Origin of the sequence: Paenarthrobacter sp. 4246 (assembly GCF_040546855.1) — a bacterium.
Lineage (GTDB): Bacteria > Actinomycetota > Actinomycetes > Actinomycetales > Micrococcaceae > Arthrobacter.
Genome location: NZ_JBEPOP010000003.1, coordinates 412,444 through 435,154 on the forward strand (window position 1 = coordinate 412,444; position 22,711 = coordinate 435,154).

Sequence of the window (22,711 nt, forward strand, 5' to 3'; positions counted from 1 at the left end):
CCCGGAATTCCGTGCCCGGACTAGTGCCCGGCCTCGTACCAGCTGGAACCAATGCCGATTTGGACATCGAGCGGCACTGACAACTCAGCAGCTGATCCCATCTGCTCGATGACCAGCTTTTCCACGGCTTCGCGCTCTCCCGGTGCCACTTCCAGCACGAGTTCATCGTGGACCTGCAGCAACATCCGGGACTTCAGGCCCTGGCTGGCGAGCTCGGCGGACACGCCAAGCATGGCGCGCTTGATAAGGTCTGCTGCAGAGCCCTGGATGGGCGAGTTCAAGGCGATGCGTTCTGCTGCTTCCCTCGCCTGCCGGTTGGTGCTGGTCAGGTCAGGGAGGTAGCGGCGGCGGCCCTCGATGGTGGCTGTGTAGCCGTCCGTCCGGGCTTGGTCGACGACACCACGCAGGTAGTCGCGCACGCCGCCGAAGCGGTCGAAGTAGTCCTTCATGAGCGTGCGGGCCTCGTCCACGGAGATCTCCAACTGCTTGGAGAGCCCGAAGGACGTGAGTCCATACGCGAGGCCATAAGACATCGCCTTCACCTTGGATCGCATGGCGCTGGTGACTTCGGCCGGCTCTACATTGAAGATCCGCGAACCCACGAAACGGTGCAGGTCTTCTCCGTCGCGGTATGCCTGGATCAGGGCCTCGTCACCGGAAAGGTGTGCCATGATACGCATTTCAATCTGCGAGTAGTCTGCCGACAACAGGCACTCGTAGCCTTCGCTGACCACAAAGATTCCGCGAACCCGCCGGCCCTCTTCGCTGCGGACCGGGATGTTTTGCAGGTTGGGGTTGTTGGAGGAAATGCGGCCGGTGGCTGCGATGTTCTGGGCATACGTGGTGTGTATACGGCCGTCCTCCGCGACCGACTTCTTGAGCGTCTCCACCATCTGGGCCAGCTTGGACGACTCGCGGTGGGCCATGAGCTGGACCAGGAATTCGTGACCGGTCTTTTCCAGCAAGCCCTTCAGGGACGCGGCATCGGTGGTGTAGCCGGACTTGATCTTCTTGGTCTTGGGCAGCCCAAGTTCCTCGAAAAGGACAGTCTGAAGCTGCTTGGGTGATCCGAGGTTGACCTCGTGCCCGATCGCAGCGAACGCCTGCTCCTGGGCGTTCTCGATCACCTTGGTGAGGTCCGCTAGTTGCTCGTCCATGCGGTCCGTGGAAACGAAAATGCCCGTCAGTTCCATGTGGGCCAGCACGCGGGCCACGGGAAGTTCCAGCGTGGTCAACAAGGCATCGGCCTTGATAGCGGCGAGTTCAGTTTCGAAGTGCTTGCTGAGGGCATGCACGACGGCGGCCTGCTGTACGAGCGCTGCTGCGGCAGCTTGGTCCGTCTCCCCGGAGAGGTCAAGCTCCAGCTGGCCGGAACTGGCAACGCCCGTGCTGAGTGAGATCTTCAAGTGCACTTGGGCGAGCTCGGCGAGGTCGTAGCTGCGGCGGTCCGGCTGGATCAGGTAGCCCGAGATGGAGGTGTCATCCACCACGCCTTCCAAGGCTAGGCCCCGGTGGTGCAAGGCCTTGAGTGCGGACTTGAACTCGTGCAGGACTTTGGCTTCCTCGGGGTCCCGCAGCCACGTAGCCACTACAGCCTCCGCCGCCGCATCCAAGGCGGTGAGGTCTATATATGCGGCGCCGTTGTTCCTGACCACAGCCAGGGCATTCGCGTCGTCGCCGATCCTGCCGGGAACCAGATGCACGGCGAGGGCGGAGCGCATCCCTGCTCCTGCAGTGAAGAAGGACTCCAGCCCGGGAGCATCAGTGAGCGTCGCGAACTCCGGGGCCTCAATGGTGTCCGGAGCCTCTCCTGCCGTGTCATCGCCGTAGAGATCGAACAGCCGCGTGCGGAGGGTCCTGAACTCAAGTTCCTCGAAGAGTTCCTCGATCGCCTGGCGATCCGGACGTGGCTCGTGCAAGTCAGCCAAGGTGAGGGGAAGGTCGAGGTCGGTCAGCAACTGGTTCAGCCGGCGGTTCCGCTTGACGTTCTCCAGGTTCTCCTTCAGGGCACCGCCCACCTTGCCGCCGATGGAGTCAAGGTTTTCCAGGATGCCTTCAAGGCCGCCGTAGAGATTGATCCACTTTGCAGCTGTCTTGGGGCCAACGCCCGGGACGCCGGGCAGGTTGTCAGCGGTCTCGCCAACGAGGGCGGCGAGGTCCGAGTACAGGCCGGGCTTGACGAAGTACTTCTCTTCAATCGCCGCAGCGTCCATTTTGGGAATGTTGCTCACGCCCTGCTTGGGGTAGAGCACAAAGACGTTGTCGTTGATCAGCTGGAACGCATCCCTGTCGCCGGAAACGAGAAGGACTTCGAAGCCTGCGGCGTCCCCCTGCGCGGCCAGCGTGGCCAGGACATCATCTGCCTCGTACCCGGGCATGGCGATGGTCTTGATGCCCCAGGCCTCCATGACCTTGGCGATGAGGCCGATCTGGCCGGCGAACTCTGCGGGCGTCGCGTTGCGCCCGCCCTTGTATTCGCTGTATTCGGCCTTGCGGAACGTGGTGTCGTCGGAGACGTCAAAAGCTACGGCGACGTGCGTGGGCTTCTGGTCCTTGATCAAGTTGATCAACATGGAGGTGAACCCATGGACTGCGTTGGTGTACTGGCCCCTGGCAGTGGAGAAATTCTCTGCAGGAAGGGCATAGAAAGCCCGGAACGCCATCGAGTGGCCGTCAAGGACCAGCAACCTGGGCCGGCCCTCCCCCGTGGTGCTGGCGGATGCTGTGGCAGAGGGGGTGGGGGCTGTCGCAATGGCAGCAGCTTGGGCCGTTGGAACCTGGTCCGGTTTGGTTGTTTCACTCACAGGTGCCAGCCTAGTTGGCATGATGGACAATTTCACGCCGAACCCCTTTGCCGATGAGCTCAACGAGGCAGGGGTGCCCGAAGAATTCCACGATTGGCTCTCGGCACACGGTGTGGGTGCACTGGTGGTGAAGCTCGGGATCCGGTTTACGGAGATGAGCGCGGAACGAATGGTCGCCACCATGCCGGTGGAAGGAAACACACAGGTAGCGGGCATCCTTCACGGCGGGGCCCACGTTGTCCTCGCCGAGACCCTGGGATCGTTCGCGGCATCCCTCCATGCCGGCCGGGGGCGCCATGCCGTAGGCATTGAGGTGGGCGCAACACACCACCGTTCAGTGGCCAGCGGCCTGGTGACGGGCACGTGCACGGCGATTCACCTGGGCGGAACCCTGGCCACGCACGAGATCGTGATGACCGATGACAAGGGCCGCCGGCTCTCGACCGCCCGGATTACCAACATGATCCGGCACAACCGGCACTGAGCACCTAATCCGAGCCCTTGGGCAGCCGGTAGTGAAGCTCGGCCGCGGCCCCGCCAAGGATCTTGTGCGAAACCAACTCCAGGGGCGCCGTCGGGCCTTTAAGCGGCAACAGCGGCTTCCCCGCGCCCAACACCACGGGCACGATCGTGACGATCATCTCGTCCAGCAGCCCGGCATTGGCGAACTGGGCCACGAGGTCGCCTCCGCCCACCAACCAGACATTCTTGTCCCCGGCGTCCCTGAGCAGGTCCGGGGTGAACTCGCGGACGTCTCCCCGGACGAAGGTGATGTCGGCTCCGGCCGGAGCCGAGTACTCATGGTGGGTGAACACCCAGCAGGGAGTGTCCGGATAGGGCCATTGGCCCGGCTCGTGTTCCATGAGCCAGCGGTAGGTGTCCCCGCCCATGACGATGCACCCGACGCCCGCCATGAAGGACTCGATGCCCTGGTTTACGCCCTCAACCCGGTCGAACTGCAGGAGCCAGCCAAGGTCGTCGTCCGGGGAGGCTATGAAGCCGTCGATGGTGCAAGCTACGTAGTACTGAAACGTCGACATGGGCCCAGACTAGTCAATCCGCCGTGGGGTTCCCATACTCCACGCGGACACTGCCATCATCCTGCAGCACCACCACGCGGCCCCGCTCCAGGGACCAGCCTTCGTTAAGCAGGAAGATCCGTCCGCCGCTGACCACCAGCAACCGCAACCCGGTGTACCGATACAGGGGCGCCGTGTCCGAGCCCGCGGACTCCTCGCGGACGTTCGGGGCGCCAACCGCAAGACGTTCCTTGCTGTAGACCACCGCCGTGGGCAAAAGGCTGGACCGTTCCTCGTAGTCGAGGGCAGCCCCGCGCCCCAGTGCCTGCGCGTAATCCGACGTACCCCAAAACAGCAGGAGCGTTACCAGCACGAACACCAGCGACCTCTCCAGGGCCCTTGGGGTGATCCTCTGCGCCGGGTGGCCACGCTCAACCGCCCGGCGTCGCACACTCAGGCCCCAGGCCCCCACCACCAATCCCCCGGCGATCAAGAAGGGCGCGTACAGCACTATCTGGCCGGGACGTGCCGAAATAGCCAGCCACATCGCCGTGGCATAGGCAAAGCCGAGCAACATCACAAGTGTGGCGGTCAAGTGGACGGCTTTTCTGTGCCGCCCGGCTTCAAGGAGCCGCGTTACTGCGCGGTCCAGCATGAGCCACAGCAAACCGATGACCACGAGCCATGCCAACGGCTGGAAAAGCGACTGGATACTCCTCAGGACAAAGTCCTGGACTGTGTAACCGAAAAGGCTGACATCCAGGCCCATGGCTTTGGCCTGGGCGTCAGTGCGCGCCCACCCGAAATAGACCAGCAGCGCCGTGGCTATGGTCAACGGCGGACCGATGACCGAGAGGACCTCAAGGGTCCGCTGCCAGCGTGTGTTGTTGATTCCTTCTTCGGTTTCCGGTGTGTCGCTCACGGCGCAGCCGTTGGGGAGGCGGCGCCGGACGGCGGCGCAGTCGGGGATGGAGTGCCGGAGGGACTGTGGCCAGGCGTACCGGTGCCCGGGCTTGCGGTCTCCGGGGGTGGTGCGGAGCCAGTGGCGGTTCCGGAGTCGTCGTAGAAGAAGGTCACCGTTCCGGCAATATCCACGGTGTCCGTGATGGAGATCCGGATCGAGTCCCGGCCACCTGACGAGGGCATCCGCAGATAGACGGGCTGGTAGTCTTCCCTGGCGCCAACGAACTCCGCATCCACGGGAACGCCGTCAAACAAGACGTCGCCCACCCGGACGTAGTAGCCGTCCAAGCGAACGATCGTGCCACCACTGCTGGGCCCGGACGCGCGTGCCAGCCCGGGGACCGGCCTGAGCTCTTCGTCTACCACCGTCAATCCAACCAACTGCCTCGGGCATGCTTCGCCCTGTCCAGGCTCCACGCTGAAGACGGCGTAGGGATTGCTGCGGTGTTGGGCGAGCAGCGACGCTGAAGTGGCGGCCACCCGGAATTCAAGGCACTGGGTTTGCGGAATCCGGGGCGTGGCAGCAACTGCGATGGATGCCCGCTGCCAATCCTGCTGACTGCCGCTCTGCAGTGCCTTGCACACGGCGGCGCCCGCCAGCCAGACTGCCGCGTCGTCGGCACCCTCCACGCTCTGCACTAAGGCATCGCATTGGAACTGCTGGAGCAAAAGGTATCGCTGGCCGGAGGTGGGATCGTTCGGGCCAACGGGTCCGATGGGGACCCAGCGAACCACGGGAGCATCTGTCTGTGGGACGCCTGGGCCTGCCGGACCGACCGGTTGGGTGGCTGTAGGAACCAGCGTGCTTGGTGCTGGTTGCCCAGTGGTGGCGGCTGTGGAGGAGGGAGAGCCCGGAGGGGATGATCCGCCACCCTCCGCAGCGGGTGGAAGGCAGGCGGAGAGCCCCATCATCAAGACCGGAACCAGGGCCAGTCGGATGGGATGGCTTCGAGATGGGCAATTCATGACAGCCCCGCATCTGCCGGATCACAACCACGCAGTTACGTGCATAACTACACTGCTGATTATTCTCCCGAAAGCCCTTGACTGCCAGAGAAGCTGCTACTTACCGAAGTAGGGAACAATCAGATAGATCCCGAACAGCACGGCAACAGCGCACACGCCGAAGCAAACGTAGGACAGGGACCGGACCAGGACAGGCGACTTCTGCTGGGCGTCACCGGCGATGGCCGTGAGGCGGACCCCCAGGGAGTAAAGGACCACCAAAGTCACCGCCGCTACGAGGGTGACTCCTCCTACCTGCAGCAATTCCAACCATTTCATCGCTGCACATCCTCAATCTGGGTGGTCTTACGGGTCTTCTTCTTCTTGCGGAACCGGACGGCATGGCCGGCTTCTTCAACTTCGACGGCGTTATGGTGGCCCACATGCGACTTGCGCGAGGCAACAAACATGAAGAGCACCGCTGATGTTCCAACAACTGCCGCGATGATGACGCCCACGACGCCGATGCTCACCAAAAGCGCGGTCAGCGCACCGACAATGGCCGAGGCCGGGAGGGTAAAGAGCCAGCCCAACGCGATCTTGCCTGCGGTACCCCAACGAACCGAGGTGCCCTTACGGCCCAGGCCCGAGCCGATGACCGATCCCGAAGCGACCTGCGTGGTGGACAGGGCAAAGCCCAAGTGCGAGGAAGCGAGGATGGCCGAAGCCGTGCTGGTTTCGGCAGAGAAACCCTGGGCGGGCTTGACCTCGGTCAGGCCGGAACCCATGGTGCGGATGATCCGCCAGCCGCCTGCATAAGTACCGATGGCGATGGCGAAGGCACAGGCGGCGATCACCCAGAACTGCGGACCGCTGCCTGGAGCCTGGGTTCCACCTGCGATGAGAACCAAAGTGATGATGCCCATTGTCTTCTGGGCGTCGTTGGTGCCGTGCGCGAGTGCCACCAGGCTGGACGTAAAGATCTGTCCGGTACGGAAACCGCCGCGTTTCTGCGTGAGCTTGTCGCCGGTTTCGGGATCGTGGCGCGAGGTCAGTGCGTAGGCGAGGCGGGTGCAGATGTAAGCCACCAGGCCGGCGATCAGCGGCGCGAAGATCGCGGGCAGGATCACCTTCTGCAGCACGGTCTCGAAGTTGATGGAATGGAGCCCGATGCCCACCACTGCCGCGCCAATCAGGCCGCCGAACAGGGCATGCGATGAGCTCGATGGCAGGCCCTTGAGCCACGTGACCATGTTCCAGAGAACTGCGCCCATGAGTCCGGCAAAGATGATGTCCGGAGTGATGTGGATACCATCCGAGCCTTCCCGGATCAGCCCACCGGAAATGGTCTTGGCCACTTCCGTGGAGAGGAACGCGCCGACGAGGTTGAGCACAGCGGCCAAGGCAACGGCCGTTTTGGGCTTGATCGCCCCCGTGGCGATAGGCGTGGCCATCGCATTCGCTGTGTCGTGAAACCCGTTGGTGAAGTCAAAGAAAAGGGCCAACGCTATTACCAGCGCGACCATGAAGGTGATATCCACCTGTTGCCCAATCTGCAGAGTCGTCGACGTTCAGCAGTTTCACTTCCCCGTACCTGCCATCCACAGCATAGTTCAGCAAGTGTTCAACTGACCGGGCTTGCGGAATTCACTCTGGCGGGCTTGAAACCTTAAGAATCTTACGTGGCATCCAGTGAGCGGACAAACGTACTCGCCCTTCCCTTCAGCCCAGATACTCCCGTACTGCTGCAAGGTGGCTCGGGGACAGTCCCTTGCGGGGATCAGGTGAGATGTAAAGCACACGGTCGTGCTGGTACTCAGCCCAGGAGCGGGCGTCGGATTCCCGGCTGAGCTGGTCGTCCAACCATACGATCCGCTGGCTCCCCGTAGCCGCCAGGTCCTTTTGGAGGGCGACAAGTTTCCACCACTCCGGGCCTTGGTCCCAGCCCTGGCTGGACAGTACCGGCCAGTCCTCCCCCTTGAGGCCGATAGCCGGGCAGAGGAACTCGGGTGCAAGGCGCTCCCACGTGGTCAGCCATACGAAACGCGCATCTGGATGGTGGGCAAGGTCATTAAGTCCTGCCACGAGTTCCGGCGCGAAGGCCACCTCCAGGATCCCGGCGTCGGCGATGGTCCATTCGCCACCCCAATCGGTGGTTCCCACCGGACTGAAGGGGTTCACCACGCCGTCGACGTCGAGGTAGATCGACACGGGCGCGGCAGCCCTTTCCGCACTTTCCATGCGCACTCCCCCCCTTCCCCGTTGGTTGTGCTTCAGCCTACGTGACGGGGATTCCCCACGACCTTGAAATGATCCCCCACGAGCATTAAATCAATACCTTGACGTGCGTCTTGGAAGTGATAATCTCAAACTATGGAAAAGCCCACAGTCCATTCCGCCCACAGCGTCCGGGACATCGAGGACACCGTCCGCACAGATTTCCGTCATGCGATGTCCTACGGCGGATACCTGGACCTAGATCACCTGCTCAGCTCCCAGCATCCTCTGAGCGAGCCGGAACACCATGATGAATTGCTGTTCATCATCCAGCACCAGACCAGCGAGCTCTGGCTCAAGCTGGTCCTACACGAACTTCTGGAAGCCCGCAGGCTGTTTGACGCGGACAACCTGGGCAAGGCACTGAAGTGCATCGCTCGCGTTAAGGCCATCCAACGGACCATGACGGAACAATGGTCGGTCCTGGGAACGCTAACGCCCCGCGAGTACGCCCAGTTCCGCGGGTTCCTGGGCAGCTCGTCCGGCTTCCAGTCCTATCAGTACCGTGGTGTTGAGTTCCTGCTGGGCAATAAGAACCGTGGGATGCTGCGCGTTTTCGAAAGCGAACCCGAGGCTCATGCGTTGCTCAGCAAACTCCTGGTGGAGCCCACGCTGTATGACGCCTTCCTTTCAGTGCTGTCCCGCGCCGGCTATGACATTCCCGCCGACATCCTTGAGCGGGACACCAGCGAGCCGTGGACCTTCCGCAAGGACCTGGTCCCCATCTTCCAGAAGATCTACGAATCGGACGACACCCCATGGGGCCTTTACGAAGCGTGCGAAGACCTGGTGGACATCGAGGACAACTTCCAGGCATGGCGTTTCCGCCACTTGCGGACCGTTCAGCGGACCATCGGTTTCAAGGTGGGCACCGGAGGATCCTCGGGCGTGGACTTCCTCAAGCGCGCCTTGGACCTGACCTTCTTCCCCGAGCTCTACGCCGTACGCACCGAAATCGGCAACTAAGCACCCAGGCAAGCACCCAGGCAAGCATCCAGCATCGACGCACAACACTTCCGCAGGAGGAACCATGACCACAGCACAGCAAACCCAACGGCCAACGTCGGCCGAACTGGATGCCGCTGATCCCCTCGCCGCCCAGCGCGAGGCCTTCTACGCGCCCGACGCCGCCCAACTCACCTCATATCTGGATGGCAACTCATTGGGACGCCCGCTGAAAATCACGGCAGGGAAGCTCGATTCGTTTGTGCACGAGGCTTGGGGCAGCCGCCTTATCCGGGGTTGGGACGAGCAATGGATGGATGAGCCGACGGTCGTGGGAGACCGCATCGGCGAAGTGACGCTGGGCGCCGCCGCTGGGCAGACCACCGTGGGCGACTCCACGTCCGTGATGCTCTACAAGATGATCCGCGCGGCAGTGGAGGCCCAGCCGGGTCGGGATGAGATCATCATTGACCGCGACAACTTCCCCACCGACCGGTTCATCATCGAGGGTATCGCCGCGGAGCGTGGGGTGAGCATTAAGTGGATCGCTGCAAACCCCGCCAGCGGTGTCCGCTCGGAGGACCTGGATGGATTGCTGGGTGAGAGGACCGCCGTAGTGGTCCTCAGCCATGTTGCGTACCGGTCAGGCTTCCTGGCTGACGCCGAGGGCATCACCGCCAAGGTTCACCAGGCCGGTGCCCTGATGCTCTGGGACCTTTGCCACTCCGTAGGTTCCGTGCCCATGGAGCTGGACAAGTGGGGCGTGGATATCGCAGTCGGCTGCACCTACAAGTACCTCAATGGTGGCCCAGGTTCGCCTGCCTTCGCCTACGTCAACGCTTCCCAGCAGGACCGGCTGCAGCAACCCATCTGGGGTTGGATGGGTGCCGACAACCCGTTTGGCATGACGGACGCCTACCGTCCCGCACAAGGGATGCGCAGGTTCATCACGGGAACTCCTCCCGTGCTGGCCATGCAGCCTATGAAGGACATGCTGGAACTGATTGCCTCCGTGGGGATGGACGCGGTCCGGGAAAAGTCCATCAAGCTCACTGAGTACGCAATCGCACTCTCCGAGGAGCTCCTGGTGCCTCTTGGCGCGGAAATCGTGAGCCCCCGGAATGTGGCCGAGCGCGGATCCCACATCACCGTGGACCACCCGTTGTTCGCAGACGTCACGGCGAGGCTTTGGGAAAAGGGTGTCATCCCCGACTTCCGTCCCCCGCACGGCCTGCGCATTGGCCTGTCTCCCTTGAGCACAAGCTTTGCCGAAGTTGAACTGGGTGTGGCAGCCATCCGCGACGCACTCTCCGAATTGCAGTGAGCCGGAAATGAGTGCTGTCCTCGACGACATGGACTCCCGTCCGGGGAGTACAACCTCGTTGCTGCGTACCGTGATCGGCCTGTACCTGCGCGACGCCGGCGGATGGATGTCCGCCAAGGACATCGTGGCACTCATGGAGGCCTTGGGCACGTCAGGAACAGTAACCCGGACCGCCTTGGGCCGGTTGCGCAAAAAGGATGTGGTGCTTCAGGAGGCGCGTACCGGGGTTCCCGGGTTCACGCTTACAGACGGGGCCGCCACCATGTTGGCGCGCGGCGACCGCCGCATCTACAACCCACGGAGCATGTCACTGGAGGATCCCTGGTGCTTGATTTCCTTCTCCATTCCGGAGACTGAACGCGAAAAGCGGCACCAGCTGCGGCGCCGGCTCCACTGGATCGGTTGCGGGACGGTGGCGGCGGGTTTGTGGATCTGCCCTGATTCGCTGCGAGGCGAAGTAGAGGAAATCCTGACGGATTTGTCGCTCCGGGACATGGCGACGATCTTCGTCGCGGAAACACCCATGGTCGGCGGCAGCCTTAGGGACGCAGCCTCCAAGTGGTGGGACCTGGGAGCAGTGGCCGCGCTGCACCGGGACTTTATCCGTGAGCACGGTTCGGCCGGCGACGGCCTTGCTGTGTCTCCGGGCCGGACGGTAGAGCCCTCTGCCGAAGCTTTTTCCACCTACGTGCAGTGCATCGACCGATGGCGGATCATCCCGTACCTGGACCCCGGGTTACCTTCTGCATTCCTGCCGGAGGACTGGCCCGGGGCCGAAGGTTCGGCACTGTTCCGCCGGATAGTTGCCGCCTATGCGGAGCCCAGTGCGGAGTTTGTTCGCCGGACCTTGAAGGAAACGGCCAGCTAGAGCGCGAAATCCACGGCGATGATCTGCTCGCTGTTGGGGTAGGAGTACTTCTTAAGCGGCTCGTGCAGTGGGTGCGTGGTGTAGACCTCAAGGTCGTCTACCGTACTGAAGTCAGCCACAATAGCGTAGTCGAAGGACCGGTCATGGTGGAGGACATCCGGCCCGTGGGTGAGCTCCAGCAGGCCGGGAATATTGCCCTTCATCCTGTCCAGGCCTTCCCGCCAGGCAGCCTTGTCTGCCACGGGAAAGTCGGCCTTGAACTTGAAGAGCACCGCGTGGCGAATCATGCGTCAACTCCTGCTACCGCCTTATACCCCGCGGACGTGTACTCTGCCGGCTTGCCTGCGATGGTGCGTCCTGCCAGATAGCCCATGGTCATAATGGGCCCAAGGGTGGCACCCGCCCCAGGGTAGCCAGCAGCGTAGGCGTTCTCCGTTGTGTTTCCGGCGGCGAACAGGCCGGGGATGGGCTCTCCGTCGACGTCCAGGACCCGCGCCAGCGCGTCGGTTGCCACGCCACCGTTGCTGCCGAAGGCGCCATTGACCACCTCCATGGCATAAAAAGGACCGGACTGCAGTGGACCCAGGGAAGGGTTGGGCCAAGGGCGGTCATCGTCACCCCAGTACTTGTCGTAGGCACTTTCTCCGCGGCCGAAATCGGGGTCTTCGCCGTTGACTGCATAGTGGTTGAAGCGTTCAACGGTGGCCGCCAGGTTTTCGGCAGGGACACCGATCTTCGCGGCCAGTTCCGCCAACGTGGGGGCTTCCGTCAGGTAAGCCGGCGTCGGTTGCCCCGCCCGATGGGCAAGGATGCCGTAGCGCGCCAGGTAGCCGTGATCGAACACCACGTGGGCAGGGGTGTTCAGGGTCTGGTTGTTGGGTGAATCCCACGATTGGAGGCACCGGGCGAGGTCGTTGTAGTTCTGGGATTCGTTGGCAAACCGCCGGCCATGACGGTTGACCATGAGCGATCCCGGTCCTTGACGCTCGAAACGCAGAAGCGTACCAACCGGTTCACCATCCCGGGTATCTCCCGTGATGGACATGGGAGCCCACCAGGCTTCCCGGGTTCCCCGGGTGTGGGCCCCCACCCGCTGGGCCATCTTGAGGCCATCGCCGGTATTCGACGGCGGTGAGCACATGATGTACAGGCGTGAGGCCAGGAGCGAGTCCGCCAGCGCCTTGTCCCATTCGAAGCCGCCCGTGGCGAGGACGACGCCGTCGTTCGCATGGAAAGTTTCGCCTGACGCCAGCTGCACGCCCACTACCCTGCCGCCGTCGTTCAGCAGTCGATGCCCACGGGCGCCCACCACCAGCGCAGCGTCATCCCGCACCAAGCTGGCCAACAGCATGGCGACCAGCGCCTGGCCTTTGGCAACAAGCCCCTGCTCCTGCCGTTGGTGCAATTGCGCCCATGGGAACTTGGTGAATGCGCCCCAGGTCTCATACTCCTGCATGGTGAATGGGGCCCGGCCATCGGAACGGACGTGGGCGGCGAGGCCGCCGAGCGCTTCACGAATGTTGTACAGCTCAGGTTCAACTGTCCTGCCGCCTTCCACGGAACCGGGCAGGTCCTGCCGATAGTCCGGAAAGTTGTCCAGGAAGATAAACCGGACTCCGCATTCGTCTTCGGTGAAGCGAAGCATGGTGTCGCCGTAGGTCAGGGCCGCATCCAGAAGTTCTTCGCGGCCCCGGCCTCGGGCAACCGCGCGGACGTACTGTGCTGCCGCTTCCTTGGAGTCACGCAGCCCGGCTTCGCGGGCATGATGGTTGTCGGCAACCCACAACATGCCTCCCGAGACGGCGGTTGTTCCGCCCAGCATTTGGGTCTTTTCAAGCACGACGACGGACTTGCCGGCACGTGCGGCCGTGGCGGCTGCAGTCAGGGCGCCGGCCCCGGAACCGACGACGACGACGTCATAGGTAGCGGAGGGAGTGCCGTTCAGGAATTTCATGGTGGTACCTCTCAATGGGCGTGATGGATTGGGGGGCTGTCAGACGGCCGTGTAACCGCCGTCGATGACCAACTCGGAGCCGGTGGTGAACCGGGACTCATCGGAGGCCAGATAGAGCACTCCGTAGGCGATCTCATCCGGCTCCCCTTGGCGCGGGAGCGGGTTTCCGCCCACCAGTTGCTGGTAGTAGGCCTCCGCTCCGATGTCCGACTGTTCTGCCGAGTGCCTGCTCATCCGCGTATTCATGGATCCGGGATGGATGGAGTTCACCCTGACTCCGTAGGTGCCATAGGCCGCTGCGTCAGATTTACTCAAGAGCCGGACGGCTCCTTTGGTGGCGTGGTACAGGGGGACGTTGCGCCCGCCGGTCAATCCGTGGATGGACGAAAAGTTGATGATGCTGCCGGACTGCTTGGCGATCATGGCCGGAACAACGTGTTTGGTCAGGAGCCATACGCCTTTGACATTGACGTCGAAGACGAGGTTGAACTGGTCCATGCTGGCAGTATGGCTGGCACCTGCCGGACCGATGATTCCTGCCGCGTTGACCAGGATGTCCGGTGCGCCGAGATCAGCGGTCAGTTGCTGCACTGCCTGCGCGACACTGGCTTCACTGGTGACATCGACGTCGTACTCAGTGATCCGTGAGTGGCTTGCTGTGGCGGATGTTCCTGCCCGGTCCAGGCTGGCAACGATCGCTCCGTGGTGGGCAAGCAGACGGGCTGTTGCACCGCCAAGGTCTCCCCTGCCTCCGGTCACCACGGCGACCTTGCCGGCCACTCTCCCGCTGACTGACTCCTGCCCCGCCTGCGTTGCTGTTTCCATGACCAACTCCTCCTGCCGCGGCGTTGCGGCTGCTGAAACCCGGGTACGACGCAGGGCAGCACGGAACAGGGCCCCAGGGGCCCTGTTGAGGTGGAGATCGGGCGGTGATGCCCTGCTGGGTTCCACTCTGCCAGCGCGCTTGTGAGTGGAACCACGAGGTTACCGATGAACGGGAATCAGATGCTTCCGTTGCTTTGCCGGACAGCGCCCTTGAGCTCGCCCCGCCAGCCAAGCGCACGTGAGATGCCCCGCGCCGCAGTCATCAGGACAGGAACCCGGGCTGCGACGTTTTCTTCATTTCTTGGAACCACGACGCTCAGGGCGGCGACCACCGTATTCGCACGGCCAAAAATGGGGACTGCGATTCCGCTGGATTCCGGAACGATGATTCCGGGCATGGAGGTAAACCCCTGTTGCCGGATACTTGCCAGGTGACGGCGCAGCTCATTGGGCTGGGTCAGGGTTGCATCGGTAAATTTCTCCAGCGTTCGTGACAGGAACAGGTCCTGGTACGCAGGGGGCGAATAGGCCAGCAGCACCAGCCCTGACGAGGTTCCATGAACCGGAAGGCGGCCGGCCACTTTGGTGATGTCCACCAAGGAATCCCGGGAGCCGATCCGTTCGATATACAGGACCTCGTCCGAATCCAGGATTCCCAAAGTGGTGGAGTGCTGGACCACTGACTGCACATCCTCCATGAAGGGCAGGGCCGCTTCGCGGAGGCCAACCATGCGTGAGCTCCTGGACACCAGCTCCCACAGCCGGGTGCCGATCCGCACCTCGCCATTGGCTCCGCGCTCGAGCAAGCCTTCATTCAACAGCTCGTCCACCAGACGGTAGGTGGTTGTGACCGGAAGCCCGGAACGCCTGGCCAAGGTGGCGACGCTCATGGTGAGGTGGTCGTCGTCGAACGCTCCCACCAGCCGGACCAGACGCCTGATAATTGACTCCCCCGAGGACGAGTTGGCCACGTCAGGCTCCCGACTTCACGCGGGATACGAACCGGAACCTGTCACCGCGAAAGACGCTGCGGGTCCATTCCACCGGGGCGCCGTTGGCGCTGCGGGCCAGCCGGTGGACCACCAACAATGGCGCGCCCATCTCGATCCCCAGCAGCCTGACATCCTCCGGCCCAGCCAGGGCCGTCTCCACAGTGTCTTCAACGTCGGCCACGCGGAGGCCGTAGACATCGGCCAGTACAGCGTAGAGCGAACCGGTTTTAGCCAGATTGGACTTGAAGCGCGGGAGCCTGCCTGGGAGCCAGGCGACCTCGTGCGCCAGTGGCTCCCCCTCGATCAACCGGATGCGCTCGAGCCGGGTAACAGGCTCGCCTTGCACAAGTCCCAGCTTGACTGCGACGCCGGCATCGGACCCGACCACATCCAGGGCAAGCAGCCGGGAATCCGGCCGCAGCCCCTGGTTGCGGGCGTCATCGGAGAAGGACGTCAGTTGCCTGACATGCGTCACTTTGGGTGGGGCGACAAAGGTTCCGTGCCCTTGGATGCGGCCCAGCTTTCCTTCGGCCACCAGCTCGCTGATTGCTTGCCTGACAGTAGTGCGGGACGTGGCGTATTTTTCTGCCAATGCGCGTTCGGTGGGGATCAGCGTTCCTGGCTGGAGGTCCGCGATGAGCGCGAGTACCTCAGTCTTGAGGAGGTAGTACTTAGGCGTTGCCGGCGCGAGGTCTGTGGGCATATTGGACATCCTACTTGTAGACAACGGAATTGGTCTATGCCAATGTGAACTGGGTTCATGTGGGCCACGCTGATCTGACAAAGCCAGGAAACGAAGGGACGTCAGTTGGAGGATATAAAGCAGTTCGGTGAAAACGGCGGGAAGAGGTCCGGGGACAGCTCCAAAACCAGCGTTGCCCCTTTGACCGGGACAGATGAAACGGCGGCCCGTCGATGACGCCGGCGGTTCTCGGCCTGCACATCGGCGGCTCCAAGACGCATGCCGTTCGCTGGGACGGAACCCATGCCGAGGGCGGGGGCGTCGAAATCACCGAAGCGAGCGCCAATCTTTCCTCAGTAGGCCACCAAGGAGCCGACGCAGTTCTGCGAAGGATTGCCGCGAGTGTGGGCAGCGGAATCGAAGCCGTTTGTGCTGGTGCGGCCGGCGCCGACACCCCAGCCAGCCGGGCTGTGCTGTCCGCGCTCCTGACTGAGCATTTTCCGGGCGCCCGCGTCGAAGTGGTCCATGACACCCGCATCGTCCTCGCCGCAGCAGGCCTGGATGCCGGAGTTGTGCTGGTTGCTGGTACCGGGTCAGTGGCCTGGGGCCGGAATGCAGACGGAGTGGAAGCCCGCAGCGGTGGCTATGGCTACTTGCTGGGCGACGAGGGCGGTGGCTACTCCGTGGTGCGTGACGCCGTGCGTGAAGCCCTTCGAGAATACTACGCAGGCCTGGAACCCGGGACGTTGGTCCGCTCGCTGATGGCCGCGACGGCCAATGTGGACGCCTTGCAACTCATGGATTCCTTCTACGCCAAACCTGAGCCGGATCACTGGGCGACTCTCGCCCCACTGGTCCTTGAACTCGCGGCCGAAGGCGACTCGGCAGCCGTCCGGATCCAGGCTGAGGCAGCCCATCATTTGGCAAGTTTGGCCAGGCAGGTACTGGGAGAGCTCGGCCTTGAGCTGCCGCTGGTCATGGCCGGCAGCTTACTGGTGAACCACAGCCAGCTCGCTGGCTCCGTTGCCCGGAAGGTCTCCCTGGAAGACCCGTCATCGATCCGGATTCTCTCCCAAACCCCGGTCCACGGGGCGGTGGAACTGGCACGCCAACTCATCAAGGACTGATGCCCGGACAGGTGATCCGCGCAGGCAACCGGAGTAGTCTGGGTTCATGCCTTTCCCGATCGGTGGTTGGTGACAATGGCGCGGTCCAAGCAGCGGTGGCTGCCTGTCGGCGTGATCGCCCTTGTTGTAGCGATGGCTGCCGTGTTCGGCTCGGTCCAAGCCGGCGCCACCGTCTCCCTCCCGGCCAAGACCGCTGACGAGGTCCTGGCGATGATTGCCCGCACAGAGGTCCGGGCTTTGTCCGGCACCGTAGAACAAACCGCCGCACTGGGGTTGCCGGAAATCCCCGCGGTGGGCCCGGGCATTGCCCCCGGGGCGGCCTCGGCGATGGAGTTGTTGACCGGCTCCCACACAGCCCGGGTTTATGTCGACGGTCCGCACAGGGCCCGGTTGCAGATCATGGACCGCATGGCGGAGCGTGACGTGGTGATCAACGGGCGCGACGCCTGGTTCTACAACTCGGCGGACAACAGCGCCACGCACTTAACTGCGCCACAGCCATCTCCAGCCGAGGTCCCGTCCTTCGCGGGCCCCAGGCCGTCGCTTCCGCCCACCTCCTCATCAGACCGGCCCTCACCGGATATGTCCTCACCGGATGTGTCCTCACGGGACGTGCCCACGCCCGAAGCACTGGCCAGCCGGTTCCTGGCGGCGATCGACGACAACACCGAGGTGTCCGTTGGTGATTCCACCTCGGTTGCCGGCCGCAATGCGTACCGGCTCAGCCTGCATCCCCGCAGCACCGCGACCTTGGTTGAGTCCGTGGCGATCGATGTTGATGCCGACACCGGCCTGCCGCTGGGTGTCGAAGTGCGGGCCAAGGGCCAGTCGGACCCCGCGTATTCACTGGGCTTCACTGAGTTGAACCTGTCCACTCCGGATGCTGCGTTGTTCGAGTTCACCCCGCCACCGGGCGCCACTGTGACGGAGAAGGCACTCCCGGCCAAGCCGGTTCCCACCATGGCCGCTCCCGGCACGCCCACACCTGGAGTTGCACCGGAGCATCATCGGCCCCGCCCTACCGTCACGGGTGAGGGTTGGGAGTCGGTTGTTGCCTTGCCGGCCGGCTCTGCCCCGGCCGGGCTCACGTCAAACCCCCAGCTGTCCCAGGCACTCCAACCTGTTGTCGGTGGCCGTGCGTTGACGACGTCGCTGGTCAGCATCTTGATTCTCGACGACGGCCGCGTTTACGCGGGCATGGTGCCATTGGAGCGGCTCCAGTCAGCCGCTGCCACCCAGTGAGCGGTTCCTTACCCACTGACTTCGCCATAGAAACGCGAGGCCTGGTCAAGCGCTTCGGTCACCGTCCCGCCGTTGATGGGATAGATCTCGCAGTCCCCCGGGGCTCTGTCTTCGGCTTCCTTGGCCCCAACGGTTCGGGCAAAACCACCACCATCCGGGTGCTGCTGGGCCTTGCTTCGGCAAGCGGTGGCGACATCCGGGTGCTCGGCCAGGAGATGCCCGAGTCGCTGGCGTCCGTGCTGCCGGATGTCGGCGCCTTGGTGGAGGGGCCGGGCTTCTATCCGTTTCTCTCCGGTGCGGGCAACCTGATGCGCCTGGACACCGCCGACCGCCATGCCGCCTCGTCCACCAGGCGGCAACGTGTCCACGACGCTTTGGAGCGAGTGGGGCTTGGCCACGCCGCGGGCAAGAAGGTCCGGGCCTATTCGCTGGGTATGAAGCAGCGCCTTGGCCTCGCCAACGCCATGCTGCGGCCACGGAAACTGCTGGTCCTCGACGAACCAACCAATGGACTGGACCCGCAGGGCACGCGTGAGGTGCGCGGCCTGGTTCGTGCACTGGCCGCAGGCGGGACCACCGTGTTTGTTTCCAGCCACTTGCTGGCTGAGGTGGAACAGATGTGCACCCACGTGGGCGTGATGAGTGCCGGCCGGCTGGTTGCCCAAGGTCCCCTGGAGGAGCTGCGTTCCGCCGGGCAGGCTCACGTTGTGGTCCACACACCCGACGTCGAACGTGCCGCCAGCGTCATGGCCCGCCTGGGACTGATTCCCGGCCAAGCTCCCGGTACCGGCAGCCCATGGGGAACCACAGCCTTGTTGGGCACTGGGCTCGATGGCCTGGAACCCGAAATGATCGTGGCCGCACTGGTTGCCGAGGGTGTCCGCGTCCGTGGCTTCGCCGTGGAAAACGCGAGCCTCGAAGAACGGTTCGTGTCACTGACAGGAGAGGGGTTCGACGTTGTCGGCTGAACTTGCTGGTCAACGCACCGCGGTTGCTGGGCGGCCCGGAGCCGGATGGGCACTCCTGGGTTCCGAGTTGTCCGTGCTGTTCCGCCGGCTCCGCACGTGGGCCATGCTGATCGCCTTGGCTGCAGTTCCCCTGCTGATTGCCGTGGCGGTGAAGTTGTCATCCCGGCCCACGACGCCCGGGCGTGGACCGCTTTTCCTGGACCGCATCACCCAGAATGGTCTCTTCGTGGCTGTGACTGCCTTGGTGGTGTGCGTTCCGCTGTTCCTGCCACTGACCGTTGGCGTGGTGGCCGGAGACACCATCGCGGGAGAGGCCAACACGGGAACTCTGCGGTATCTTCTGCTGGCTCCCTCAGGACGGATCCGCTTGCTGTTGGTGAAGTATGCCGGGGCCGTTGCCTTCTGTTTCGCCGCAACGGCGACTGTCGCGGCCTCCGGCGCCCTGGCCGGCGTCGTACTTTTTCCCGTGGGGCCGGTGACCCTGCTGTCCGGTGACACCATCAGCGTGGGTGAGTCGGCCATGAGATCGCTGTTGATCGCTGCCTACATCACTGTGTCGCTGCTGGGACTCTCGGCGATCGGCCTGCTCATTTCGACGTTCACGGACGTGCCGGTAGGGGCTATGGCGGCCACGATCGTCCTTTCGGTGGTCTCGCAAGTACTGGACAACCTCCCCCAACTTGAATGGCTGCACCCTTGGCTCTTCAGCCACCATTGGCTGGGCTTCGCGGATCTGCTGCGGCAGCCCATCTCCTGGACGTCGTTCGGCGACAACGCGCTTCTCCAGGCTGGGTACATGGCAGTGTGCGGCGCGCTGGCCTACGCCAAATTCTCTACCAAGGACGTCTTGTCATAGCTTTGTCGTAGGCTCTTCCCATGGCCAGATTTTTTGACGTACACCCGGAAGATCCACAACCACGCGCCATCGGCCAAGTGGTGAACATGCTCCAAGGCGGCGGCTTGATCGCCTACCCCACCGACTCCTGCTACGCGCTGGGCGCCCAGATCGGCAACAGGGAAGCTCTGGACCGGATCAGGACCATCCGGCAGTTGGACGACAAACACCACTTCACCCTGGTTTGCAAGGACTTTGCCCAGATGGGTCAGTTCGTGATGTTGGACAACGACATCTTCAGGAGCATCAAGGCCGTCACTCCCGGCAGCTACACCTTCATCCTCCCGGCTACGCGTGAAGTCCCCAAGCGGCTGCTGCACCCCAAGAAGAAGACCGTGGGGGTGCGCATTCCCGATCACAAGGTAGTCCAGGCGCTGTTGGCCGAACTCGGCGAGCCTCTGCTCTCCAGCACCCTTCTGCTGCCGGATGAGGAAGAACCGTTGACCCAGGGCTGGGAAATCAAGGAGCGCCTGGACAACCAGGTGGATGGCGTCATCGACGCCGGCGATACCGGCTCAGAGCCCACTACCGTGATCGATTTCTCCAGTGGAGTGGCCGAGGTTGTGCGTCGCGGAATGGGTGATACCTCGCGCTTCGAGTAGCCGCACGGATGCTTGGAAGGCACGCTCAGCGGAACTGGAAACGGCAACCTGAGTTCAAGGCCACCTGCGCAACACCCGTCATCTCCAGCGACAGTGCGGACGGTTGCATCACAACAGGCTGCGGAGGATAGGCCACGAACATGGCCAACTGGCGGTTGCCATCGGCGCTGCTGAGGGCAATGCTTCCGTAGCCTGGAACATCTCCGGCGTGGCCGTAGTAGGAGCCGTTTGTACAGCGGTCGTCCCAGTGATCCAGGCCAAGACCGTACTCGGCGAACACCGTGCCCTTCAAGGCAATGAGGCTTGCCGGCGCCAACAACCGCCCCCTAAGCAAGGCATCTTGAAAAGTACTGATGTCCCCGACGCTGGACACCAGGCCACCTGGTGCGACCCCGGGTGGCGCCGAAGGAAACGTGACATCCACGGTATCCCCGCCCACCTGGATATAGCCATGCACAAGGTCATCCGGCACGGTGGAGCCCGGGACCAACAGCTGGGTGGTCCCGAGATTCAGGGGTGTCAGGATGTCGGCCCGGAGGGCAGCTTCCAGCGAGGAACCACGGAGCTGCTCCACCACCCGTCCCAACAACGCATCGGCCTGGGCAGGGGTCATGTCCGGGAGAGCCGCGGTGATTCCCAGGAGCTGGCGAATGGTGAGGGGGCTATCCGAAGCAACGGAACCCGGCAGGTACGTAGTGACGGTGTCATCCAACGTCAGCAGTCCCTCTTCCGCGAGCTTGAAGATGGACACTGCCACCATGGTCCGGAGTTGCCCGCCCACAGGGAAACTGTCGCTGGGCTGGACTGTGGTGCGCGCTTCCCGGCTCCTTACTCCTGCTGCGCTGGTCCACTCCTGACGGCCAACTTTCGCCTTGATGAGCACCGCTGAGGCGCCTTCCTCCAGTTTCTCCCGGGAGAAGAGCTCCAAGGTGGCCCGAAGCTCCTGGAACGCCGGCGAAACCGAGGGGGTGTCCGTGGGCAGCGCGCTTGGTGATTCGGTGACCGTCGGCACCAAAGGAGGGGCCGTCTTCGTAGGCACCACCGTTGTGGTTGCCGGAGGCGGTGCCGGCGTGGTGGGCTGCGTCGGCAGGGGGTCCGGCGTTCCGGTGCACCCACAAAGAAACCACCCCCACGCAAGTGCGAGGCTCGTTACCCCCTGACCTGGACGTCGCGGCACGCAGACTCCCGGTCTACTCCTCGGGCTTGCGGGCCCGGCTGGGTTGCACGCGCATGGGTTCACCCGGCATCTTGGGAAATTCAGGCGGGAAGGGCATCTCGCCCAGGCCGTTCTTCACGTCCCGCTCCCACCATTCGAGCAGCACGTCAATATCGCCGGGGTGATCGTGCATGGAGGCCCAGGGGTCGCCCGTCTTCGCCAGGCGGTCCGGGACTGTGGTGATGGTGTACTTCGCGGGATCGGAGCTCTCCAATTCATCCCACGTCAGCGGGCAGGACACCTGTGCCGTGGGTACGGCGCGGGGGCTGTAAGCGCCAGCGATGGTTCTGTCCCGGTTTGCCTGGTTGAAGTCCACGAAGATCCGTCTCCCGCGTTCCTCCTTCCACCAGGCTGTCGTGACCTTTTCCGGCTGGCGGCGCTCCAACTCGCGTCCAGCGGCAATCACAGCATGGCGTACGTCGAGGAATTCATGCTTGGGGTGGATTGGCGCGTAGACATGAAGTCCCCGATTACCGGATGTCTTGATGAACGCAGTCAATCCGGCTTCTTCCAGCACGGACCGGAGCTCTTGGGCGGCAGGGATGGCGTCGTCGAAATCGGTGCCCGGCTGGGGATCGAGGTCGATCCTCAGTTGATCGGGGTTATCGGGATCGTCGGCCCGCGAGGCCCAAGGGTGAAACACCACGGTGTTCATCTGTGCCGCCCACACAGCCGCCGCAGGCTCGTCGATGACCAGCTGCGGATGGGACCGGGCACTGGGATAGGTCACCGGGACGGAACGGACGTACTCCGGCGCGCCCTTGGGCGGATTTTTCGAGAAGAACATCTCGCCCTCAATATTGCCTGAATAGCGTTGAAGGCTGACGGGCCGGCCTCCGTTGGCGGCCACAAACGCGTCTCCGACGTCGATGAGATAGTTGGCGAGGTCCAGTTTTGTCAGTCCCGCCTCGGGCCACATCACCCGGCTTGGACTGGAAATCCGGACTTCTCTGGGGCCGTCGGGACCGGGAACAGTGACAGTGGTTGCTTCGCTCGCCATGGGCACAAGCTACCCCGTTAATGGCTTGCGCGTCAGCATCCACGGCGTTTTTGATGCCGTGGG

At 63.4% G+C, this 22,711-nt stretch carries 23 protein-coding genes; 9 read left to right on the forward strand and 14 right to left on the reverse strand.

The annotated features are described in order from the left end of the window. Window positions 1-20 precede the first annotated feature (20 nt). Window positions 21-2,663: a DNA polymerase I gene (gene polA / locus ABIE35_RS07260; protein ID WP_354513842.1), complete on the reverse strand. Its 2,643-nt coding sequence runs from the start codon at window positions 2,661-2,663 to the stop codon at window positions 21-23. Between the two features lie 160 nt (window positions 2,664-2,823). On the opposite strand from polA, the gene ABIE35_RS07265 reads away from it, so the two are divergent. Continuing rightward, on the forward strand, window positions 2,824-3,288 hold the full coding sequence (locus tag ABIE35_RS07265; RefSeq protein WP_354513608.1) for a hotdog fold thioesterase: 465 nt from the start codon (window positions 2,824-2,826) through the stop codon (window positions 3,286-3,288). 4 nt (window positions 3,289-3,292) lie between these two features. Here the strand turns inward: ABIE35_RS07265 and ABIE35_RS07270 are convergent, their stop codons facing one another. The 6 genes from ABIE35_RS07270 to ABIE35_RS07295 form a co-directional block, all read right to left on the reverse strand. Then, complete coding sequence (locus ABIE35_RS07270) at window positions 3,293-3,844, reverse strand: dihydrofolate reductase family protein (protein ID WP_354513610.1); 552 nt, start codon at window positions 3,842-3,844, stop codon at window positions 3,293-3,295. 13 nt (window positions 3,845-3,857) lie between these two features. Next, window positions 3,858-4,745, reverse strand: a complete 888-nt coding sequence (locus ABIE35_RS07275; protein ID WP_354513612.1) for a hypothetical protein — start codon at window positions 4,743-4,745, stop codon at window positions 3,858-3,860. Further along, on the reverse strand, window positions 4,742-5,521 hold the full coding sequence (locus tag ABIE35_RS07280; protein WP_354513613.1) for a hypothetical protein: 780 nt from the start codon (window positions 5,519-5,521) through the stop codon (window positions 4,742-4,744). The genes ABIE35_RS07275 and ABIE35_RS07280 overlap by 4 nt, the downstream gene beginning before the upstream one ends. A gap of 327 nt (window positions 5,522-5,848) precedes the next feature. Beyond that, complete coding sequence (locus ABIE35_RS07285; RefSeq protein WP_354513615.1) at window positions 5,849-6,070, reverse strand: hypothetical protein; 222 nt, start codon at window positions 6,068-6,070, stop codon at window positions 5,849-5,851. Then, window positions 6,067-7,272, reverse strand: a complete 1,206-nt coding sequence (locus ABIE35_RS07290) for an inorganic phosphate transporter (protein ID WP_354513617.1) — start codon at window positions 7,270-7,272, stop codon at window positions 6,067-6,069. Before ABIE35_RS07290 ends, ABIE35_RS07285 begins: the two co-directional genes overlap by 4 nt. 181 nt (window positions 7,273-7,453) lie before the next feature. Next, complete coding sequence (locus ABIE35_RS07295; RefSeq protein ID WP_354513619.1) at window positions 7,454-7,972, reverse strand: HAD domain-containing protein; 519 nt, start codon at window positions 7,970-7,972, stop codon at window positions 7,454-7,456. A gap of 132 nt (window positions 7,973-8,104) precedes the next feature. Between ABIE35_RS07295 and kynA the strand changes: the two genes are divergently transcribed. The 3 genes from kynA (at window position 8,105) to ABIE35_RS07310 (ending at window position 11,145) form a co-directional block, all read left to right on the forward strand. After that, the gene (gene kynA, locus ABIE35_RS07300; RefSeq protein WP_354513621.1) at window positions 8,105-8,974 is read left to right on the forward strand and encodes a tryptophan 2,3-dioxygenase; all 870 of its coding nucleotides are present in this window, start codon (window positions 8,105-8,107) and stop codon (window positions 8,972-8,974) included. Between the two features lie 64 nt (window positions 8,975-9,038). After that, the gene (locus tag ABIE35_RS07305; RefSeq protein ID WP_354513623.1) at window positions 9,039-10,277 is read left to right on the forward strand and encodes a kynureninase; all 1,239 of its coding nucleotides are present in this window, start codon (window positions 9,039-9,041) and stop codon (window positions 10,275-10,277) included. Between the two features lie 7 nt (window positions 10,278-10,284). Next, window positions 10,285-11,145, forward strand: coding sequence for a PaaX family transcriptional regulator (locus ABIE35_RS07310; protein ID WP_354513625.1), 861 nt, complete (start codon window positions 10,285-10,287; stop codon window positions 11,143-11,145). Here the strand turns inward: ABIE35_RS07310 and ABIE35_RS07315 are convergent. The 5 genes from ABIE35_RS07315 to ABIE35_RS07335 form a co-directional block, all read right to left on the reverse strand. Further along, complete coding sequence (locus ABIE35_RS07315; RefSeq protein WP_354513627.1) at window positions 11,142-11,432, reverse strand: Dabb family protein; 291 nt, start codon at window positions 11,430-11,432, stop codon at window positions 11,142-11,144. The genes ABIE35_RS07310 and ABIE35_RS07315 overlap by 4 nt on opposite strands. Then, window positions 11,429-13,099, reverse strand: a complete 1,671-nt coding sequence (gene chcC1, locus ABIE35_RS07320; protein WP_354513629.1) for a 4-oxocyclohexanecarboxylate 2-dehydrogenase — start codon at window positions 13,097-13,099, stop codon at window positions 11,429-11,431. The genes ABIE35_RS07315 and chcC1 overlap by 4 nt, the downstream gene beginning before the upstream one ends. Before the next feature lie 39 nt (window positions 13,100-13,138). Then, window positions 13,139-13,924, reverse strand: coding sequence for an SDR family NAD(P)-dependent oxidoreductase (locus ABIE35_RS07325; RefSeq protein WP_354513631.1), 786 nt, complete (start codon window positions 13,922-13,924; stop codon window positions 13,139-13,141). Window positions 13,925-14,100: 176 nt separating this feature from the next. Beyond that, window positions 14,101-14,895, reverse strand: a complete 795-nt coding sequence (locus ABIE35_RS07330; protein WP_354513633.1) for an IclR family transcriptional regulator — start codon at window positions 14,893-14,895, stop codon at window positions 14,101-14,103. 1 nt (window position 14,896) lies between these two features. Beyond that, window positions 14,897-15,619 (reverse strand): GntR family transcriptional regulator, encoded by a 723-nt coding sequence (locus ABIE35_RS07335; RefSeq protein ID WP_502921367.1) that lies wholly within the window; start codon window positions 15,617-15,619, stop codon window positions 14,897-14,899. 212 nt (window positions 15,620-15,831) lie between these two features. Between ABIE35_RS07335 and ABIE35_RS07340 the strand changes: the two genes are divergently transcribed. The 5 genes from ABIE35_RS07340 to ABIE35_RS07360 all read left to right on the forward strand — a co-directional run bounded on the left by ABIE35_RS07340 (window position 15,832) and on the right by ABIE35_RS07360 (window position 20,432). Next, window positions 15,832-16,725 (forward strand): N-acetylglucosamine kinase, encoded by an 894-nt coding sequence (locus ABIE35_RS07340; protein WP_354513637.1) that lies wholly within the window; start codon window positions 15,832-15,834, stop codon window positions 16,723-16,725. A 75-nt stretch (window positions 16,726-16,800) separates the two neighbouring features. Further along, window positions 16,801-17,967 (forward strand): LolA family protein, encoded by a 1,167-nt coding sequence (locus ABIE35_RS07345; RefSeq protein WP_354513639.1) that lies wholly within the window; start codon window positions 16,801-16,803, stop codon window positions 17,965-17,967. Continuing rightward, a complete protein-coding gene (locus ABIE35_RS07350) occupies window positions 17,964-18,935 on the forward strand; it encodes an ABC transporter ATP-binding protein (RefSeq protein ID WP_354513640.1) in 972 nt (323 codons plus the stop codon). The genes ABIE35_RS07345 and ABIE35_RS07350 overlap by 4 nt, the downstream gene beginning before the upstream one ends. Then, a complete protein-coding gene (locus ABIE35_RS07355) occupies window positions 18,925-19,791 on the forward strand; it encodes an ABC transporter permease (RefSeq protein WP_354513642.1) in 867 nt (288 codons plus the stop codon). Before ABIE35_RS07350 ends, ABIE35_RS07355 begins: the two co-directional genes overlap by 11 nt. Window positions 19,792-19,811: 20 nt before the next feature. After that, entirely contained in the window at window positions 19,812-20,432 is a 621-nt protein-coding gene (locus tag ABIE35_RS07360) for an L-threonylcarbamoyladenylate synthase (protein WP_354513644.1), read from the forward strand. A 25-nt stretch (window positions 20,433-20,457) separates the two neighbouring features. Here ABIE35_RS07360 and ABIE35_RS07365 read toward each other — a convergent pair whose 3' ends face one another. Together ABIE35_RS07365 and ligD are read right to left on the reverse strand one after the other, a co-directional pair. Beyond that, the gene (locus tag ABIE35_RS07365; RefSeq protein ID WP_354513646.1) at window positions 20,458-21,471 is read right to left on the reverse strand and encodes a serine hydrolase domain-containing protein; all 1,014 of its coding nucleotides are present in this window, start codon (window positions 21,469-21,471) and stop codon (window positions 20,458-20,460) included. A gap of 151 nt (window positions 21,472-21,622) precedes the next feature. Beyond that, complete coding sequence (gene ligD, locus ABIE35_RS07370; protein WP_354513647.1) at window positions 21,623-22,648, reverse strand: non-homologous end-joining DNA ligase; 1,026 nt, start codon at window positions 22,646-22,648, stop codon at window positions 21,623-21,625. Between the last annotated feature and the right edge of the window lie 63 nt (window positions 22,649-22,711).

Coding starts and splice junctions, on each gene's coding strand:
- polA (WP_354513842.1), bottom strand. CDS start 2,663: ATGGCGTTCCGGGCTTTCTATGCCCTTCCTGCAGAGAATTTCTCCACT.
- ABIE35_RS07265 (WP_354513608.1), top strand. CDS start 2,824: ATGATGGACAATTTCACGCCGAACCCCTTTGCCGATGAGCTCAACGAG.
- ABIE35_RS07270 (WP_354513610.1), bottom strand. CDS start 3,844: ATGTCGACGTTTCAGTACTACGTAGCTTGCACCATCGACGGCTTCATA.
- ABIE35_RS07285 (WP_354513615.1), bottom strand. CDS start 6,070: ATGAAATGGTTGGAATTGCTGCAGGTAGGAGGAGTCACCCTCGTAGCG.
- ABIE35_RS07295 (WP_354513619.1), bottom strand. CDS start 7,972: ATGGAAAGTGCGGAAAGGGCTGCCGCGCCCGTGTCGATCTACCTCGAC.
- kynA (WP_354513621.1), top strand. CDS start 8,105: ATGGAAAAGCCCACAGTCCATTCCGCCCACAGCGTCCGGGACATCGAG.
- ABIE35_RS07305 (WP_354513623.1), top strand. CDS start 9,039: ATGACCACAGCACAGCAAACCCAACGGCCAACGTCGGCCGAACTGGAT.
- ABIE35_RS07310 (WP_354513625.1), top strand. CDS start 10,285: ATGAGTGCTGTCCTCGACGACATGGACTCCCGTCCGGGGAGTACAACC.
- ABIE35_RS07315 (WP_354513627.1), bottom strand. CDS start 11,432: ATGATTCGCCACGCGGTGCTCTTCAAGTTCAAGGCCGACTTTCCCGTG.
- chcC1 (WP_354513629.1), bottom strand. CDS start 13,099: ATGAAATTCCTGAACGGCACTCCCTCCGCTACCTATGACGTCGTCGTC.
- ABIE35_RS07325 (WP_354513631.1), bottom strand. CDS start 13,924: ATGGAAACAGCAACGCAGGCGGGGCAGGAGTCAGTCAGCGGGAGAGTG.
- ABIE35_RS07335 (WP_502921367.1), bottom strand. CDS start 15,619: ATGCCCACAGACCTCGCGCCGGCAACGCCTAAGTACTACCTCCTCAAG.
- ABIE35_RS07340 (WP_354513637.1), top strand. CDS start 15,832: ATGACGCCGGCGGTTCTCGGCCTGCACATCGGCGGCTCCAAGACGCAT.
- ABIE35_RS07345 (WP_354513639.1), top strand. CDS start 16,801: ATGGCGCGGTCCAAGCAGCGGTGGCTGCCTGTCGGCGTGATCGCCCTT.
- ABIE35_RS07360 (WP_354513644.1), top strand. CDS start 19,812: ATGGCCAGATTTTTTGACGTACACCCGGAAGATCCACAACCACGCGCC.
- ligD (WP_354513647.1), bottom strand. CDS start 22,648: ATGGCGAGCGAAGCAACCACTGTCACTGTTCCCGGTCCCGACGGCCCC.